Here is an 18,345-nt window from a genome sequence, read left to right as displayed (position 1 = left end):
AAATTCGCTGCATTTATACCTTCAAAAGTAAGAAAATATAATCGAACTCCTATTAGCAAAGTAGTCACGGCATTTAATTAAAATTGATTAATTTTGCTGCTACAATTAAAAACAGAAAGAAAATGAGTAGAGACGTTGTCATCGTGTCAATGGCGAGAACACCAATTGGGAGTTTTTTAGGAGCATTATCCACCGTTCCTGCACCAAAATTAGGGGCTGTAGCCATTAAAGGCGCATTAGATAAAATAAATTTGAAGCCAGAAATGGTTGAAGAAGTTTTAATGGGTAATGTTGTTCAGGCTGGGACAGGCCAAGCACCTGCTCGTCAAGCTGCAATTTATGCTGGCATTCCAGACACCGTACCTTGCACTACAGTGAATAAAGTCTGTGCCTCTGGAATGAAAGCCGTCATGCAAGCTGCTCAATCTATTGCACTTGGAGATACCGATATTGTCGTTGCCGGTGGCATGGAAAATATGAGTTTAATTCCGCATTACCTTCATGCTAGAACTGGAACTAAATTTGGACCAACCTCTTTAATTGATGGCATGCAAAAAGATGGTTTAGTCGATGCTTACGATCAAAATGCCATGGGTGTTTGTGCAGATGCTTGTGCTTCAGAGTATGAATTTTCTCGAGAAGACCAAGATGCCTTTGCCATTCAATCTTACAAACGTTCAGCTGAAGCTTGGAATGCCGGTAAATTTGATAATGAAGTAGTCCCTGTAGAAGTACCTCAGCGACGTGGCGAACCTATTGTAGTCTCAAAAGATGAGGAATTCAGCAATGTGAAAATGGAGAAAATTCCAGCGCTCAGACCTGCTTTCACTAAAGATGGAACTGTTACTGCTGCCAATGCATCAACCATAAATGATGGTGCTGGCGCCATGGTTTTAATGAGTAAAGACAAAGCCAAGGAATTAGGTTTGCAACCGTTAGCAACTATTAAAAGTTATGCGGATGCTGCTCAAGAACCAAAATGGTTCACAACAGCGCCGGCTAAAGCGCTCCCGAAAGCTTTGGATAAAGCTGGAATTAAATTAGAAGATGTTGATTATTTTGAGTTCAATGAAGCATTTTCGGTCGTTGGACTTGCCAACATGAAATTACTCGGATTAGAAGACCACAATGTCAATGTCAATGGTGGCGCTGTTTCATTAGGACACCCTTTAGGTTGTTCTGGTGTTAGGATTATCATCACCTTGCTAAGTGTATTAGAACAAAACAATGCTAAAATTGGAGCTGCAGCCATTTGTAATGGTGGTGGTGGTGCCTCTGCAATCGTTATTGAACGTAATTAAACTATTTAATGCAATACGGAATTTGTAATCTGAGTATTGTTCCGCTAAGAGTTGAACCAAGTGATTCCTGTGAATTAGTATCGCAAGTACTCTACGGTGAAATTTTTAAAGTTCTTGAGCAACGGAAGTCATGGAGTAGAATTAGATTGGCGTTCGACAAATATGAAGGCTGGATTGACAATAAGCAGTATTTAGAAATTACTGAAGACGCTTATAACAACTTGAAAAGTGAAGCACACAAACTATCCACTGACTTAATCGAATTTGTTCAAGATGATAAGCAACAACTATACACGATCCCTATGGGTTCATCCTTAAATGGACTTCAGCTTTTAAATCATTCATTTGACGGGAATAGCATAGCAACGAAACAAGAGAAACAGAACCTCATCAAAACAGCATTCAACTATTTGAATGCACCCTATCTTTGGGGTGGCAAGACACCTTTTGGCATCGATTGTTCCGGATTTACGCAAATGGTTTATAAACTGAATGGGTATTCCATCCTTCGTGATGCATCTCAGCAGGCTACTCAAGGGCAAGCTCTGAGCTTTATTGAGGAAAGCGAACCTGGAGATTTAGCCTTTTTTGATAATTCTGAAGGTATCATTACACATGTTGGCATTATCATGGAAGACAATTATATTATTCACGCACATGGTAAAGTAAGAATTGATAGACTAGATCATTCTGGAATATATAACGTGGATAAGCAAATTCATACTCATAAGCTTCGGGTGATCAAAAAAATCATATAAGACAAAATAAAAAAGCGATTAGAAATAGTTCTAATCGCTTTTTTAACTTTATATAAGAAAACTTATTTAGTTTCCAGCTTTTAAGGCTTCTACTTTCGCCTTCATTGCTTTAAATTTGTCTGTCTGTGAAGTTGCACTGTAAATATTCATTAGCGTTTGTGCTGCTTGAATATTCTTTGGTCTCAATTTCAATGCTGTTTCCAAAAATGGTATCGCAGACATGTACAAGTCATTTCGATCTTCACGCAACTCGTCATAACGTTTGTTATCTTTTGCAGAAGTTCCAAGAGAATTCATTTCTTCAACGATGGCTTTTTCACCACCCAAAATTAGTACAGCCATATTATTATAAGCATCAGCATAAGACGGATCTAAGGCGATGGCTTTTTCATAATACTTCTTAGCAGCTTCATCCTGACCTGCTTCCGCAGAAATAACACCCAAATTATACTGTAACTCAGGGTTATTTGGATCCTTAGTAGTCGCTTCTTCCATTAATTCCTTAAAGCGAGCCTTGTTGCCCATTTTCAACTGAACATTGGCCTCAGAAATAAGTAAACCTAAATCATCTGGATTTTGCGCTCTCGCATCTTTCATAGCTGCTACAGCTTTTTCATCATCACCATTTGTTAAATGAATCAAAGCAATATTCTTTACGATCTCAGCCGATTTAGATTCTGTTTGCACCTGTTTAGGAGCAATGTGCGTTCCTGCTTTAACGGAAATATCTCGCATAGATTTATTATCGAAAACCTCTTCTTCACCAGTTTCCTTATTAACAGCTATATACTGTGTAGCGACACCTTGATAGCCTAAGTCTTTTAATTCCTCATAATACTTAAGTGATGCATCATAATCCTGGCCTGTAACTGCAGTTGATGCTGCATAATACAGATATAGCGTATCTTTAGGTGACATTCTGTAAGCATTATCAAAATCACTAGACGCTTTTGTGTACTCTTTTTTTCCTAATGCCGCATTGGCTTTAGCCAGGTAATTATTAATAATCGTAGTTTTCAATTCTAGAACCTCGTCTGAGTACTTGCCTTTCCCAGAACCTTCAATTTCCTGCACCATATTGAAACTTTCAACCGCCTTACTGGTATCTTCACTTGATGCATTACCATTAGCGTACCACGCTTGGCCTTTTAGAAAGTAGAACTTTGCTTTCAACTTATCGTCTGCACCTGCAATCAGTGATTCTGCAGATTGGATTGCAGACTTAGCATCTGCATAATTTCCTGTTTTAATTGCTTTCTCAGCAGCTTTTAATTCGCTCTTCTGGGAGAACCCTATTGTACTCACCAGAAGTGACAAAGCAACTACAATTTGTTTTTTCATTATTAGTTATTTTTAGTGTTAATAGTTTATTCCTCTTCGTTAGATGCAATAGTTGTGCCATTATCATTAACATCTTCGTTATCAGACATATCGACATCCATTTCCTCATCATCCTCTTTCATCACTTTCGCAACAGCTGCTATGGAATCATTCCCTTTAAGATTGATGAGTTTGACACCTTGTGTAGCTCTTCCCATCACTCTTAAATCTTTCACTTCCATTCTAATGGCAATTCCTGATCTATTAATAATCATTAAATCATCATCATCAGTGACCGATTTTATAGCGACTAAATGACCGGTTTTTTCAGTTATGGAAATCGTTTTCACCCCTTTTCCACCGCGATTAGTGATTCTATAAACTGCTTCTCCATCTTCTGGATCATCAATATAACTTCGCTTACCATAGCCTTTTTCAGACACCACTAGCACCGATTCCTCTTGCGGATTTTCGATAGCAATCATACCAATAACCTCGTCCTTATCATTCGCTAAACGAATACCTCTAACACCTGAGGCATTTCTACCCATAGGTCTTGTTTTCTCTTCTTCAAATCGAATCGCCTTACCAGATTTTAATGCTAACATGACTTGACTATTACCCGTCGTTAACTTTGCCTCTAATAGCTCATCATCTTCCTTAATTGTAATGGCATTGATACCATTGGTACGTGGTCTAGAATATTGTTCCAAGGACGTCTTTTTGACCTGACCTTGTTTAGTGGCCATAATCACATAATGATTATTAATATAATCTTCATCTTTTAGGTCCTGTGTACAAATAAAGGCCATCACTTTATCATCTTGCTCAATATTGATTAAGTTTTGAATTGCTCGTCCCTTAGAGGTTTTACTACCTTCTGGTATTTCATAAACACGCATCCAGAAGCACTTACCTTTTTGTGTAAAGAACAACATGTACTGATGGTTGGTTCCAACGAATAGATGCTCAAGGAAATCCTCATTTCTTGTAGTCGATGCTTTCTGACCAACACCACCTCTATTTTGTGTCTTATACTCTGTTAAAGAGGTACGCTTGATATAACCAGCATGTGAAATTGTAATGACCACTTGCTCATCAGGAATCATGTCTTCAATACTCAAGTCACCACCAGCGTATTCAATCACTGATCGACGTTCATCTCCATATTTCTCTTTAATAACAGTGAGCTCTTCCTTGATAATATCCATACGACGCTCCTTTTTATCAAGGATGTCTTTTAAGTCTTCAATGGTCTTCATCAACTCTTCATACTCCGAACGCAACTTGTCTTGTTCTAGTCCTGTCAATTGACGCAAACGCATTTCAACGATTGCCTTCGCTTGTATTTCGGAAAGCTTGAATCGCTCAACCAATTTGTTTCGCGCTTCATCAGCATTCGAGGAGGCACGAATCAAGGCAATCACCTCATCGATGTTATCTGAAGCAATAATCAGTCCTTCTAAAATATGAGCGCGCTCTTCTGCTTTTCGCAATTCATACTTTGTACGTCTTACGACAACTTCGTGTCTGTGCTCGACAAAGTAATGAATCAAATCTTTAAGATTTAATAATTGTGGTCTTCCATTTACCAGTGCAATATTGTTCACACTGAAAGACGATTGTAATGCTGTATACTTATATAATTTATTTAAAACAATATTAGGAATGGCATCGCGTTTCAAAACATAAACGATACGCATACCATTTCTATCCGATTCATCGCGAATGGTAGAAATCCCTTCTAACTTTTTTTCATTAACAAGATCCGCAGTTTTCTTAATCATGTCTGCCTTATTGACTTGATACGGAATTTCTGTCACGATTATGCTTTCTCTTCCTTGTACCTCTTCAATTCTAGCTTTACCACGAAGTACAATGCGACCACGTCCTGTATTAAACGCTTCTCTTACGCCATCATAACCATAAATGGTTCCTCCCGTTGGAAAATCGGGTGCTTTAACATGCTGAATTAATTCATCAATTTCAATCTCAGGATTATCGATATACGCTACCGTTCCGTCAATAACTTCAGATAAATTATGAGGCGGCATATTGGTAGCCATACCTACCGCAATTCCAGAGGCACCATTCACAAGCAATCCTGGGATTCTTGTCGGTAAAACCGTTGGTTCGTGTAAGGTATCATCAAAATTTAATTTGTGGTCAACCGTTTCTTTATCAATATCAGCAAGCATTTCTTCTGATATTTTCTTCATTCTGGCTTCCGTGTAACGCATGGCTGCTGGACTGTCACCATCAATAGACCCAAAGTTACCTTGTCCGTCTACCAACATATAACGCAAACTCCATTCTTGTGCCATTCTTACCATGGCATCATAAACCGACGTATCTCCATGAGGGTGGTATTTACCTAATACCTCACCTACGATTCTTGCAGATTTCTTATGAGCAGTATTTGATCTAACACCAAGTTCGTGCATGCCATAAAGAACCCGTCTGTGAACTGGTTTTAAACCGTCTCTCACATCTGGTAATGCACGTGACACAATGACCGACATTGAATAATCAATGTAAGCCGATTTCATTTCATCCTCAATGTTAATTGGAATCAATTTCTCTCCTTCTTCCATATGTATTTTAAATTAGATTTTTGTAGGTTTTCAAATCGTGCTAAGATAACGAATTTCATAGTGTTTGGACTTGATAAATCCTCTAAATTTGAAACTTTTTATTAACAAAAAATTGACTGTTTTTTGATAAGTATCCTGTTAAATACTTTGAATTTGTAAAGTTTTTTCACTCAATTAGTAGCGACGCTCTATTTAGGGTATGGTTTTTGCCTTTTTATTAGGTAGATTTTATTATTTTTAATGCAGAAAGAGATTACTATGGATGATAATTTTTCCCCAAGAGTTAAAGATGTAATTGCATATAGCAAAGAGGAAGCCTTGCGTTTAGGTCACGATTTTATTGGCACTGAACACTTAATGTTAGGCCTACTCCGTGATGGAAGTGGCAAAGCCATTGACATATTAAATGCATTGGATATAGATCTCAATCACCTGAGGAGGAAGGTTGAAATTTTAAGTCCTGCCAATCCTAATATTACGGAGTCTTCTAACGAGAAAAAGAACTTGCACCTCACTAGGCAGGCAGAACGTGCCTTAAAAACGACGTTTCTGGAAGCCAAACTATTTCAAAGTACTTCTATTAACACAGCACATTTATTACTGTGCATCTTAAGAAATGAAAACGACCCTACCACCAAACTTCTCAATAAGTTAAAGGTAGATTATGATAACGTAAAAGAACAATTCAAATTTATGATTACAAATGATGATGATTATTTAGACCTTCCAAAGGCAGAATCATTCTCTGATGATGAGCCCAATGATGAAGGTGACGCTAAAGAAAATCCCTTTGGACAATCTTCAGCCAAATCCACCAAAAAGTCCAAAACACCGGTATTGGATAACTTTGGTAGAGACTTGACTGTCCTTGCTGAAGATGGTAAATTAGACCCTGTTGTAGGACGTGAAAAAGAAATACAACGTGTGTCCCAAATTTTAAGTAGACGAAAGAAAAACAACCCACTTTTAATCGGTGAACCTGGTGTTGGTAAATCAGCTATTGCTGAAGGCTTGGCACTTAGAATTGTAAAACGAAAAGTATCGAGAATTCTTTTTAATAAGCGTGTAGTGACCTTAGATTTGGCGAGTCTTGTGGCTGGAACCAAATATAGAGGTCAGTTTGAAGAGCGCATGAAAGCGGTTATGAATGAGCTTGAGAAAAATGACGACATCATTTTATTTATAGACGAAATTCACACCATTGTTGGAGCAGGTGGCGCGACAGGAAGCCTTGATGCTTCTAATATGTTTAAACCAGCATTAGCTAGAGGTGAAATCCAATGTATCGGTGCAACGACTCTGGATGAATACAGACAGTACATCGAAAAGGATGGTGCTTTAGAACGACGTTTTCAAAAAGTCATCGTAGAACCAACGACGGTTGAGGAAACGGTTGAGATTTTGAATAATATCAAAGGAAAATATGAAGAACACCACAATGTCGATTATACGCAAGAAGCGATTGAAGCTTGTGTAAAATTGACCAATAGGTATATGACCGATCGATTCTTACCAGATAAAGCCATTGATGCTTTAGATGAAGCTGGTTCTCGTGTCCACATTACCAATATTAATGTGCCGAAACAAATCATCGAGCTTGAAAATAAACTTGAAGAAGTTAAAGAAACCAAGAATACGGTTGTCAAGAAACAGAAATATGAAGAGGCCGCCAAATTAAGAGATGATGAAAAGCGTCTTGAAAAAGAATTGGCTGTGGCACAGGAAAAATGGGAAGAAGAGACCAAACAACACCGTGAGATTGTAACGGAAGACAATGTGGCAGATGTGGTATCTATGATGACTGGCATTCCTGTAAATAGAATTGCACAAACAGAAAGTAACAAATTAGCGCAATTACCCGAATTAATTAAAGGTAAAGTGATTGGTCAAGATGACGCTGTTGCCAAAGTAGTGAAGGCTATTCAGAGAAATCGTGCAGGACTTAAAGATCCTAATAAGCCTATTGGCTCATTTATATTTTTAGGTCAAACAGGTGTTGGTAAAACGCAGTTAGCAAAAGTTCTAGCTCGTGAGTTATTTGATAGCGAAGAAGCCTTAGTAAGAATTGACATGAGTGAATATATGGAGAAATTCGCCATTTCAAGATTAATAGGAGCGCCTCCAGGATACGTTGGGTATGAGGAAGGCGGACAACTTACTGAGAAAGTGCGTCGTAAGCCATATGCAGTGATTCTGTTGGACGAAATTGAAAAAGCCCACCCAGATGTCTTTAATATGTTATTGCAAGTCTTAGACGACGGTTATTTAACTGATAGTCTTGGTCGAAAAATTGATTTCAGGAATACCATTATTATTATGACGTCTAATATTGGAGCGCGAAAGCTTAAGGACTTCGGACAAGGGGTTGGATTTGGAACAGCTGCAAAAACAGCGCAGGCTAGTGACAATACGAGAAGTATCATAGAGAATGCGCTTAAAAAAGCATTTGCTCCAGAATTTTTAAATAGAATTGACGATGTCATGGTATTTAATGCTCTAGATAAAGAAGACATTAACAAAATTATTGATATCGAACTAGAACATTTAGTGAAACGTATCAAGGATTTAGGATATGAATTGAAATTATCTAAAAAAGCGAAAGATTATATTGCTGAAAAAGGTTTTGATAAAGACTATGGTGCAAGACCTCTTAAACGTGCTATTCAAAAATATATTGAAGATGCACTGGCAGAGGAAATCATCAATTCACAATTGCATGAAGGTGATACCATTCATATGGATTTAGATAGTAAATCTGATGAATTGACCATTAAAATTGTAAAATCCGAAAGCAAAACAGAATCCTAAATTTAGCATTCCGTTTAAAAAAAGCCTCTTAAAATTAAGAGGCTTTTTTTTGTTTGCTATTTTTTGAATGCCTAACTTTAAATTATGACGGACAAAATAACACTTGATTTTTGTGATATTCACATATACGATTCTTATATGATCGTAACGATGAATACAGGTGTTCATGTGACAGCTTCGCATAACGAAACATTAACTCAAATTGCAGACACCTACTTTAACAAGAAGCCCTTTGTGTATATCACACATCGAATCAATTCTTATTCAGTAGATCCAGCCGTTTACAATGAGACGTCGAAAATCTCAAATCTCGTTGGGTTTTGTGTGGTATCTAAAAATTACATGGCCAAAAGTACCGCAAAAATCGAAAAGCTATTTCTTAACAAGCCTTTTGAAATTTTCGATGAATTAAGTGATGCCATAGAATGGGCAAAATCTGTTGTTCATTAAAATTCTTGTCGCCTTTATAAATCCTTCCTGCGCATCCCATTCCTTAGACTGCAATTGACTCTTAGTAAGCACTAGTGTGCTTAAGTTGTATAGTCATGGTGTTCATTATACAAACCAATCACTTATTAAAAGCAGAAAGGCAGCTAAAATAGCTGCCTTTCTTTTATACCCTTAGGGAATGTTCCCTAATTATTTATCAATTCCTATTTACCAGAAGATACAATCTTCTTAGTAACAGTACCTTGACTAGTTGTCAACTTCACATAGAACATTTGGCTTGAAGATCTAGACAAGTCGAAAGTAGCGACGTCTTTAGATCCAGCAACATATCTATCGTTAGTTTCACTTAAGACTAATAAGCCTTTAGTATCAAATAACTCGATAGTTACATTAGTTTCAAACTCAAATGAGTAAGCAATGTTTACTTCATTGTCAAACGGTACTGGATACGCAGTAAAGTCGATAACAACCTTATCTTTAAGAGTGTTATTGGCTTCAGCTAATTGCTGTCTTGTCACCGCTGGGTCGCAAGATACATTCATGGTATAGTTACCTGTTGCTCCAGCGAAACCTCTCACAAAGATGCTATACTCAACACCATCCTCAGCAAAGAAGTCTACAATAGATGTTAAACCACATCCAGCCGTATCATCATTACCAGTTATAAAAGTTTCTCCACAATCAGTCCAAACACTAATAACTGTATCGAAATCTGCATTGTTACAAGTGCTAAAGACAGCGATATCAGAACCTGTACCCGTAAATGAGTACCAGTTACCTAGACGACCAAAATTATCTTCAACATCTTCTGGACCACCGTCTCCGTTGTTTCCAGAAACCTCATCTCCACAAGCGACTGCTGGGAAACCGCATGTTGCAGGAACCTCTTCACAAGCTACTGTTAGCATGTAATCACCAGTTGCACCTCCAAATCCTGATACATAAATGTAGTAATCTACACCTACTTCAGACTGGAATTCAACCTGCGACTGTAAAGTTGCACTAGCATCATCGTTTGCTACAATACAAACTAGTTGACCACAACTTCCTGTAAACACGCCTAACTTCGTATCGTAATCAGATCCAAATGTATCGGCAGTGACATCAAGAACATCTCCTGTACCTTCTAATACATACCATACGCCTGGTGACGTATTTAAGCTAGTACCACAAGTTGGTAAGTCACTTTCTTGACTTGCATAATCGGTAGTTCCCATTACTGAATCACCACAAGCAATTGGTGTTGCATCTGCGCATGTATCATTATCTGGAGATAATGTTTCACTCCAAGTATACGTCACATCGCACTCAGCAGTATTACCACAACCATCATCAGCCGTGAATGTACGTACTAAAGTAACCTCAGTAGTTTCTTCAAACTCAGGACACTCTAATGTAAATGCCTTATTGTGACCATCTTGAGCTTCAAATATCCAAGCCGTTGCATCACAAGTTTCAAAAGCATTTATTGTTGCAGTACCTGCTACAAAAGCGCCACTTCCAAAATCTTGCATCACATCATACTGTCCAGTAGAAGGATTATAAATAACTTCGAAAGTTCCATAATTTGTTAATGGGTTTCCGTTTAAGTCAGTTATAGCTCCACTATAGTAAGGATAATCATTTTGAGTACCTGTTGGTAAACCTCCTAATGTTAATACATATCCTTCTTCAAAAGTGAATACATAATCACCACTTACATAGATTGATTCACCTACTGTTTCAGTAATAACATCTACGAAATCTTGAGTTTGACCATCAGCTTGACAATTATCGGTATATGGTGCCTTATCAGCTAAGCTCGAAGGAGCTTCTGTAACAAAACCGAAATCTTGACCTTCTGGACATTCTACTACAGGTGCAGTATCATCAACAACAACAAATGTACATACAAATGGATCGGATACGTTTTCACATAAATCCTCAACTTCGAACGTTACCGTTAATGTTGTAGAACAATCTCCTGCAACTGTTGACTTAGCAATAACTCTGAAAGTTAATTCATCAACATCTGCACAGTTATCCATGTAACATGGTACTAAAGTTCCATTCATAGACGCTACAGTTAAACCTGCAACTGTCCAAGAATTGTCACCTGCAGAGATTTCATCTCCAACCTCTAATGATATTGAAGCATCAGCTGGGCATACGGCACCATCTTCAGTTCCAATCACCATTGTTTCATTATCACATTCACCTGTTGGTACAGGAGCAGAATTGTCACCACCTTGGTAGTTGACTTTAACAAGTCCTGCTGCGTTACCACAAGCATCCATTGCAGTGTATTCAAATACTCTGATCCACTCACAGTCTGTTCCGTAAAGTTTCTCAACCTTAGTTACAGTTACTTCACTACAGTTATCACTGTAAAGTGCTGCGATTTCTTCTTCAGAAGGCTCTCCTAAATCGGAGTCAGCACATAGATCTAAGGTATTTTGACCCATTGGTATTTCACCTTCTAACATTGGAGGCATTGTATCTGCTCCGCTATTTACGATAACCACGTTATCTGCGAAGTTATCACAAGCATCTTGCACAGTATATGTGTAAGTAGCAGTCCATCCACAATCATCTCCTTCAATTACAGGATCTAATGCAGTTACAGTTACCGTACCACAGTTATCAGCAAATGCTTCAGCAATTTGAGCCGCTGATGGTCCACCAGGGTTTTCGCTTAAACACTGTAATCCTGTAGTTCCTTCTGGTAATGTACCAACTAATTCAGGAGCAGAGTAATCTCCACCGTTGTAGAATACTTTCACTGGTGCAGCAAAGTTTCCACAATCATCTTGAATTTCATATCTGTACATTACAGCCCAGTGGCAATCGTCTTCTTGAGGTGCAGATTCTGTTTTCGTCACATTGACGTTTCCACAGTTATCTTCAAACAATGCAGCGATTTCTTCTACAGTTGGTCCTTCTGGACGGTTTTCAAAACAAAGATCTAAATTAGATTCACCTTGAGGTAACTCACCTACTAACATTGGTGCTGTTTCATCAATTACTGTAATTGTTTGAGTTGCAGTAATTGTACGTCCACAGTCGTCAGTATAAGTAAAGTTCACGTTAAAAGTTCCACAGCTTCCTTCGAAAGGTTCTGCTTCACCTTGAACAGATCCTGCGATTTCGCAAGCTCCAGTTCCTCCGTTAGAGTATGATAAGAACTCAGCTTCGTAAGATGCTAAATCTTCACAAGCAATAGAATCATTCTCAATAGGATCAAATTCAGCCATTGGTGCTGCTAAAACAGTAATTGTTTTCTTAGCTGTAATGGTTCTATCACAATCATCAGTGAATGTCCAATCAACATAAAGTGTTCCTCCACAGTACGTGTACTCGCCACTTAATTCTCCTTGAACAGATCCAGAGATTTCACAAGCTCCAGTTCCACCGTTTGTGTATGATAATGATCCAGGCTCAAAAGCATTCGCTTCTTCACATGTAATTTCCATATCAGTCACTTCGTCAAATTCAGCCATTGGCGCTGGCAATACAGTGATTACTTTTTGCGCAGTAATAGTTCTTTGACAATCATCAGTGTAAGTCCAGTCAACATAAAGTGTTCCACCACATTCTGTGTAAGAGCCACTTAATTCTCCTAGTACTTCACCTGAAATATTACAAGCTTCAGTTCCTCCGTTAGAATATCCTAAATATCCTGCTTGGTAATCATTCGCTTCTTCACAAGTGATCTCTTCATCAACGACTTCGTTAAACTCAGCCATTGGTGCTGGTAATACAGTAATTGTTTTCTTAGCTGTGATTGTTCTATCACAATCATCAGTATAAGTCCAATCAACATATAACGTTCCACCACAATAAGTATACTCACCGCTTAATTCACCTTCAACAGATCCAGAGATTTCGCAAGCTCCAGTTCCTCCGTTAGTGTAAGATAAAGATCCAGCTACATAATCGTTAGCTTCTTCACAAGTGATCTCTTCATCAAGAACCTCATCGAATTCAGCCATTGGCGCTGGTAACACAGTGATTACTTTTTGAGCTGTAATAGTTCTTTGGCAATCATCAGTATATGTCCAATCTACGTAAAGTGTTCCTCCACAGTAGCTGTACTGTCCACTTAACTCACCATTAACAGATCCAGAGATTTCGCAAACTCCAGTTCCTCCGTTAGAGTAAGATAAAGATCCAGCTACATAATCATTAGCTTCTTCACAAGTGATCTCTTCATCAAGAACCTCGTCGAATTCAGCCATAGGTGCTGGTAACACAGTAATCGTTTTCTTAGCTGTGATTGTTCTATCACAATCATCAGTATAAGTCCAATCTACATACAATGTTCCTCCACACTCCGTGTAAGATCCACTTAATTCACCAGGAACTGATCCAGAGATTTCACAAACTCCAGTTCCACCGTTAGTATATGATAATGATCCTGGCTCAAAAGCATTCGCTTCTTCACAAGTGATTTCCATATCAATAACTTCTTCGAATTCAGCCATAGGCGCTGCTAACACAGTGATTACTTTTTGAGCAGTGATAGTTCTATCACAGTCATCAGTAAATGTCCAGTCAACATATAATGTTCCACCACATTCTGTGTAAGATCCACTTAATTCACCATCAACAGATCCAGAGATTTCACAAGCTCCAGTTCCACCGTTAGTGTAAGATAAAGATCCTGCTGCATAATCATTAGCTTCTTCACAAGTGATCTCTTCATTAAGAACCTCGTCAAATTCAGCTATTGGTGCTGGTAAGACAGTGATTTCTTTTTGAGCAGTGATGGTTCTATCACACTCATCAGTAAATGTCCAGTCTACATAAAGTGTTCCACCACATTCTGTGTAAGATCCACTTAATTCTCCTAGTACTTCACCTGAAATATTACAAGCTTCCGTTCCTCCGTTAGAATAACCTAAAGATCCAGCTTGATAAACGTTTGCTTCTTCACAAGTGATTTCTTCATCTTGAACTTCGTCAAAAACAGCAGGTGGTGCTGGGTTAACTTTCACTTGTTGTGTTTCAGTGATAGTTCTACCACATTCATCAGTGAATGTCCAATCAACAAATAATAAACCACCACATTCTGTGTAAGAACCAGATAATTCTCCTAATACTTCTCCAGAAATATTACAAGTTTCAGTTCCTCCGTTAGAATATGCTAAGTATCCTGCTTCAAAGTCATTAGCCTCTTCACAAGAAATTGTAATATGATCAACTGCTTCAAATTCAGCCATTGGTGCTGGTAACACAGTGATAACTTTCTTAGCTGTGATTGTTCTGTCACAATCATCAGTATAAGTCCAATCAACATAAAGTGTTCCACCACATTCTGTGTAAGATCCTGATAATTCACCTTCAACAGATCCTGAAATTTCACAAAGTTCAGTTCCTCCGTTAGTGTAAGATAAAGATCCAGCTACATAATCGTTAGCTTCTTCACAAGTGATTTCTTCATCAAGAACCTCGTCGAATTCAGCCATAGGCGCTGGTAATACAGTGATTACTTTTTGAGCCGTAATAGTTCTTTGACAATCATCAGTATATGTCCAATCTACGTAAAGTGTTCCTCCACAGTAGTTGTACTGTCCACTTAACTCACCATCAACAGATCCAGAAATTTCACAAACTCCTGTTCCTCCGTTAGTGTAAGATAAAGATCCAGCTACATAATCGTTAGCTTCTTCACAAGTGATCTCTTCATCAAGAACCTCGTCGAATTCAGCCATAGGTGCTGGTAATACGGTGATGGTTTTCTTAGCTGTGATTGTTCTATCACAATCATCAGTAAATGACCAATCAACATATAATGTTCCACCACACTCCGTATAAGATCCTGTTAATTCACCAGGAACTGATCCTGAGATTTCGCAAGCTCCAGCTAAATCGTTAGAATATGATAATGATCCTGGCTCAAAAGCATTCGCTTCTTCACAAGTGATTTCCATATCATTAACTTCTTCGAACTCAGCCATAGGCGCTGGTAAGACAGTAATTACTTTTTGAGCAGTGATTGTTCTATTACATTCATCAGTAAACGTCCAATCTACATAAAGTGTTCCACCACATTCTGTGTAAGAACCACTTAATTCACCAGGTACAGATCCAGAGATTTCACAAGCTCCAGTTCCTCCGTTAGTGTATGCTAATGGGTTTACGATATAATCATCTGCTAAATCACATTCAATTTGAATATCTTGAACATCGTCAAACTCAGCCATTGGTGCGGGTAAGACAGTGATTACTTTTTGAGCAGTGATTGTTCTATTACATTCATCAGTAAACGTCCAATCAATATAAAGTGCTCCTCCACATTCAGTGTAAGATCCACTTAATTCTCCTAACACTTCTCCTGAAATCTCGCAAGCTCCAGTTCCGTCGTTAGTGTAAGCTAAGTAGCCTGCCGCAATAGATGCAGCCTCTTCACAAGACACTTCCATGTCTTCAACACCATCAAACTCAGCCATTGGTGCTGGTAACACAGTGATAGTTTTCTTAGCTGTTATTGTTCTTTGGCACTCATCAGTATAAGTCCAATCGATATATAATGTACCACCACATTCTGTGTAAGAACCAGTTAATTCTCCTAATACTTCTCCAGAAATATTACAAGCTTCAGTTCCTCCGTTAGAATATGCTAAGTATCCTGCTTCAATTGCTCCAGCTTCCTCACAAGTCACTTCCATATCGGTTACTTGATCAAATTCTGCCATTGGTGCAGGTAATACAGTGATTACTTTTTGAGCTGTTATAGTTCTTTGGCACTCATCAGTGTACGTCCAATCTACGTAAAGTGTTCCTCCACAGTAGTTGTACTGTCCACTTAACTCACCATCAACAGATCCAGAAATTTCACAAACTCCTGTTCCTCCGTTAGTGTAAGATAAAGATCCAGCTACATAATCGTTAGCTTCTTCACAAGTGATCTCTTCATCAAGAACCTCGTCGAATTCAGCCATAGGTGCTGGTAAAACCGTGATTGTTTTCTTAGCTGTGATTGTTCTTTGGCAATCATCTGTAAACGACCAATCAACATATAATGTTCCACCACACTCCGTATAAGATCCTGTTAATTCACCAGGAACTGATCCTGAAATTTCACAAATTCCAGTTCCACCGTTAGTATATGATAATGATCCTGGCTCAAAAGCATTCGCTTCTTCACAAGTGATTTCCATATCGATAACGTCGTCAAATTCAGCCATTGGTGCTGGTAAGACTGTGATGACTTTTTGAGCAGTGATTGTTCTATCACAGTCATCAGTAAATGACCAATCAATATAAAGTGTTCCTCCACATTCATCGTAAGTACCACTTAATTCACCAGGTACAGATCCAGAGATTTCACAAGCTCCAGTTCCACCGTTTGTATAAGATAATGATCCTGCTTCAAAAGCATTCGCTTCTTCACAAGTCATTTCCATATCAATAACTTCATCAAACTCAGCCATTGGTGCTGGTAACACGGTGATAGTTTTCTTAGCTGTAATTGTTCTATTACAATCATCAGTAAATGCCCAGTCTACATAAAGTGTTCCTCCACATTCTGTGTAAGAACCTAGTAATTCACCTGGTACAGATCCAGAGATTTCGCAAGCTCCAGTTCCACCGTTAGTATATGACAATGATCCTGGCTCAAAAGCATTCGCTTCCTCACAGGTAATTTCCATATTCACAACTTGTTCAAACTCAGCCATTGGTGCTGGATCGACAGTGATAACAAATGGACCAGCACTTAAAGGACGGTCACAAGAATCAACGCCATCATAAGATACAGTGATAGTACCACCGCACTCTGTATAATCAGGAACAACTACTGCTTCAAGACTTCCAGAAACAGCACAAGCGCCACCGTCTACACCATTATTATATGATAAGTCAGGAGCTTCAAAACCAGCAGCATCTTCACATGATATATTTGCGACGAATGCAATTTCAGCTAATGTAGCTTCAGGTGTAGGTAAAACCGTGATAGTTTGGCTAGCAGAAGATGTTGAACCGCAATCATCAGTAGCGATCCAAGTTCTAACAACTGTACCTCCGTTACAAGCGTCTCCTAATCCTGAATTATCATCGCTTACAGAAATTGTAACTTTAGGAGCACAATTATCTGAAGCACTTACATTTTTAGGGAAACCAGGAATTTCATCGATACAATCTACTGTAACGTCAGCAGGGATATTCGCCAATACTGGCGCTTCAAAATCTCCACCTCGGTATGTAATAGAAATAGGGTCAGCAAAATTTCCACACTCATCTTGGATGGTGTAGGTGTAAACTGCTAACCATTTACAATCTGTTCCTTTGGAGTCTTCAGTCTTATCAACTATAACTAAACCGCAGTTATCAGAAAATAAGGCTGCGATTTCTTCAACAGCAGGTCCTGCAACCTTATCTGAAAAACAAAGGTTCAAACCATTTTCCCCTGAAGGAATTTGCGCGTTTTTGTTTAATGTTGGTGGTGCTAAATCACCTCCAGAATAAGACACATCTAAGTCTTCGGCCATGTTACCACAAGCATCTTGTATTGTATACTTATATGTCACACTCCAAGCACAATCGCTTCCTTCTGGGCTGCCAGATTTAGTAACAATCACATCGCTACAATTGTCTACATACAATGCAGCAATATCAGCTATACTTGGTCCCTCTGGGATATCACTATAGCATAAGTTCAAGTTACTACCTCCTGTAGGAACTTCAGCGCCATCATTTAATTCAGGGGCTGAAATATCTCCACCGTTGTAGCTAATTTTGATTTGCTCTTCAAAGTCTCCACACTTCACATCGTAAGTGTATTCAACATTCCAAGCACAATCGTTACCTTCCATCAAAGTTGACTTAACAACTTGTGCAGGAACGTCCCCACATTGGTTCAGGTAAAGGTTAGCAACGTCTGCCTCACTAGGACCAGGAGGTGCGTCTGCTTGACAACGGTTGAAGAAAGTACTTCGAGCCGTGTCTTGTGCGAACACTGAACTTGTACTAAACGCAAAAAGCATGATAAAGGCCAGAACCTTCATGCTTAAATTTCGTTTAGTCTTAAGATCAATGCTACAACACGATAAACTCGTGATAGATTGCCAAATTTTGGCGCGTCTACCACTTCGGGTAAAATTGCTCATAAACATAACATTTGGTTTTAAATTA

The 18,345-nt window shown here is 38.6% G+C and carries 7 protein-coding genes; 4 read left to right on the top strand and 3 right to left on the bottom strand.

All coding sequences use genetic code 11. The annotated features are described in order from the left end of the window. Positions 1 to 122: 122 nt before the first annotated feature. Both ACU8DI_RS10440 and ACU8DI_RS10435 read left to right on the top strand, forming a co-directional pair. Positions 123 to 1,301, top strand: a complete 1,179-nt coding sequence (locus ACU8DI_RS10440) for an acetyl-CoA C-acyltransferase (RefSeq protein ID WP_447112717.1) — start codon at positions 123 to 125, stop codon at positions 1,299 to 1,301. 8 nt (positions 1,302 to 1,309) lie between these two features. Then, complete coding sequence (locus tag ACU8DI_RS10435) at positions 1,310 to 2,059, top strand: C40 family peptidase (protein ID WP_447112716.1); 750 nt, start codon at positions 1,310 to 1,312, stop codon at positions 2,057 to 2,059. A 66-nt stretch (positions 2,060 to 2,125) separates the two neighbouring features. Here the strand turns inward: ACU8DI_RS10435 and ACU8DI_RS10430 are convergent, their stop codons facing one another. After that, a complete protein-coding gene (locus ACU8DI_RS10430; protein ID WP_447112715.1) occupies positions 2,126 to 3,400 on the bottom strand; it encodes a tetratricopeptide repeat protein in 1,275 nt (424 codons plus the stop codon). Between the two features lie 26 nt (positions 3,401 to 3,426). After that, entirely contained in the window at positions 3,427 to 5,973 is a 2,547-nt protein-coding gene (gene gyrA / locus ACU8DI_RS10425) for a DNA gyrase subunit A (RefSeq protein WP_447112714.1), read from the bottom strand. Between the two features lie 258 nt (positions 5,974 to 6,231). Between gyrA and ACU8DI_RS10420 the strand changes: the two genes are divergently transcribed. Beyond that, positions 6,232 to 8,781, top strand: coding sequence for an ATP-dependent Clp protease ATP-binding subunit (locus tag ACU8DI_RS10420; protein ID WP_447112867.1), 2,550 nt, complete (start codon positions 6,232 to 6,234; stop codon positions 8,779 to 8,781). 84 nt (positions 8,782 to 8,865) lie between these two features. Further along, entirely contained in the window at positions 8,866 to 9,231 is a 366-nt protein-coding gene (locus ACU8DI_RS10415; protein WP_447112713.1) for a hypothetical protein, read from the top strand. A gap of 203 nt (positions 9,232 to 9,434) precedes the next feature. Here ACU8DI_RS10415 and ACU8DI_RS10410 read toward each other — a convergent pair whose 3' ends face one another. Continuing rightward, positions 9,435 to 18,320 (bottom strand): T9SS type A sorting domain-containing protein, encoded by an 8,886-nt coding sequence (locus tag ACU8DI_RS10410; RefSeq protein ID WP_447112712.1) that lies wholly within the window; start codon positions 18,318 to 18,320, stop codon positions 9,435 to 9,437. Positions 18,321 to 18,345: the final 25 nt, after the last annotated feature.

The sequence above is a fragment of the Psychroserpens sp. BH13MA-6 genome (assembly GCF_052983595.1).
The sequence above is the reverse complement of the archived record's forward strand: the minus strand, read 5'-3'. Positions and strand labels throughout refer to the sequence as shown.

Excerpts from the sequence above, each read along its gene's own strand:
- ACU8DI_RS10420 (WP_447112867.1), top strand. The coding sequence starts at position 6,232 with ATGGATGATAATTTTTCCCCAAGAGTTAAAGATGTAATTGCATATAGC.
- ACU8DI_RS10435 (WP_447112716.1), top strand. The coding sequence starts at position 1,310 with ATGCAATACGGAATTTGTAATCTGAGTATTGTTCCGCTAAGAGTTGAA.
- gyrA (WP_447112714.1), bottom strand. The coding sequence starts at position 5,973 with ATGGAAGAAGGAGAGAAATTGATTCCAATTAACATTGAGGATGAAATG.
- ACU8DI_RS10410 (WP_447112712.1), bottom strand. The coding sequence starts at position 18,320 with ATGAGCAATTTTACCCGAAGTGGTAGACGCGCCAAAATTTGGCAATCT.
- ACU8DI_RS10440 (WP_447112717.1), top strand. The coding sequence starts at position 123 with ATGAGTAGAGACGTTGTCATCGTGTCAATGGCGAGAACACCAATTGGG.
- ACU8DI_RS10415 (WP_447112713.1), top strand. The coding sequence starts at position 8,866 with ATGACGGACAAAATAACACTTGATTTTTGTGATATTCACATATACGAT.
- ACU8DI_RS10430 (WP_447112715.1), bottom strand. The coding sequence starts at position 3,400 with ATGAAAAAACAAATTGTAGTTGCTTTGTCACTTCTGGTGAGTACAATA.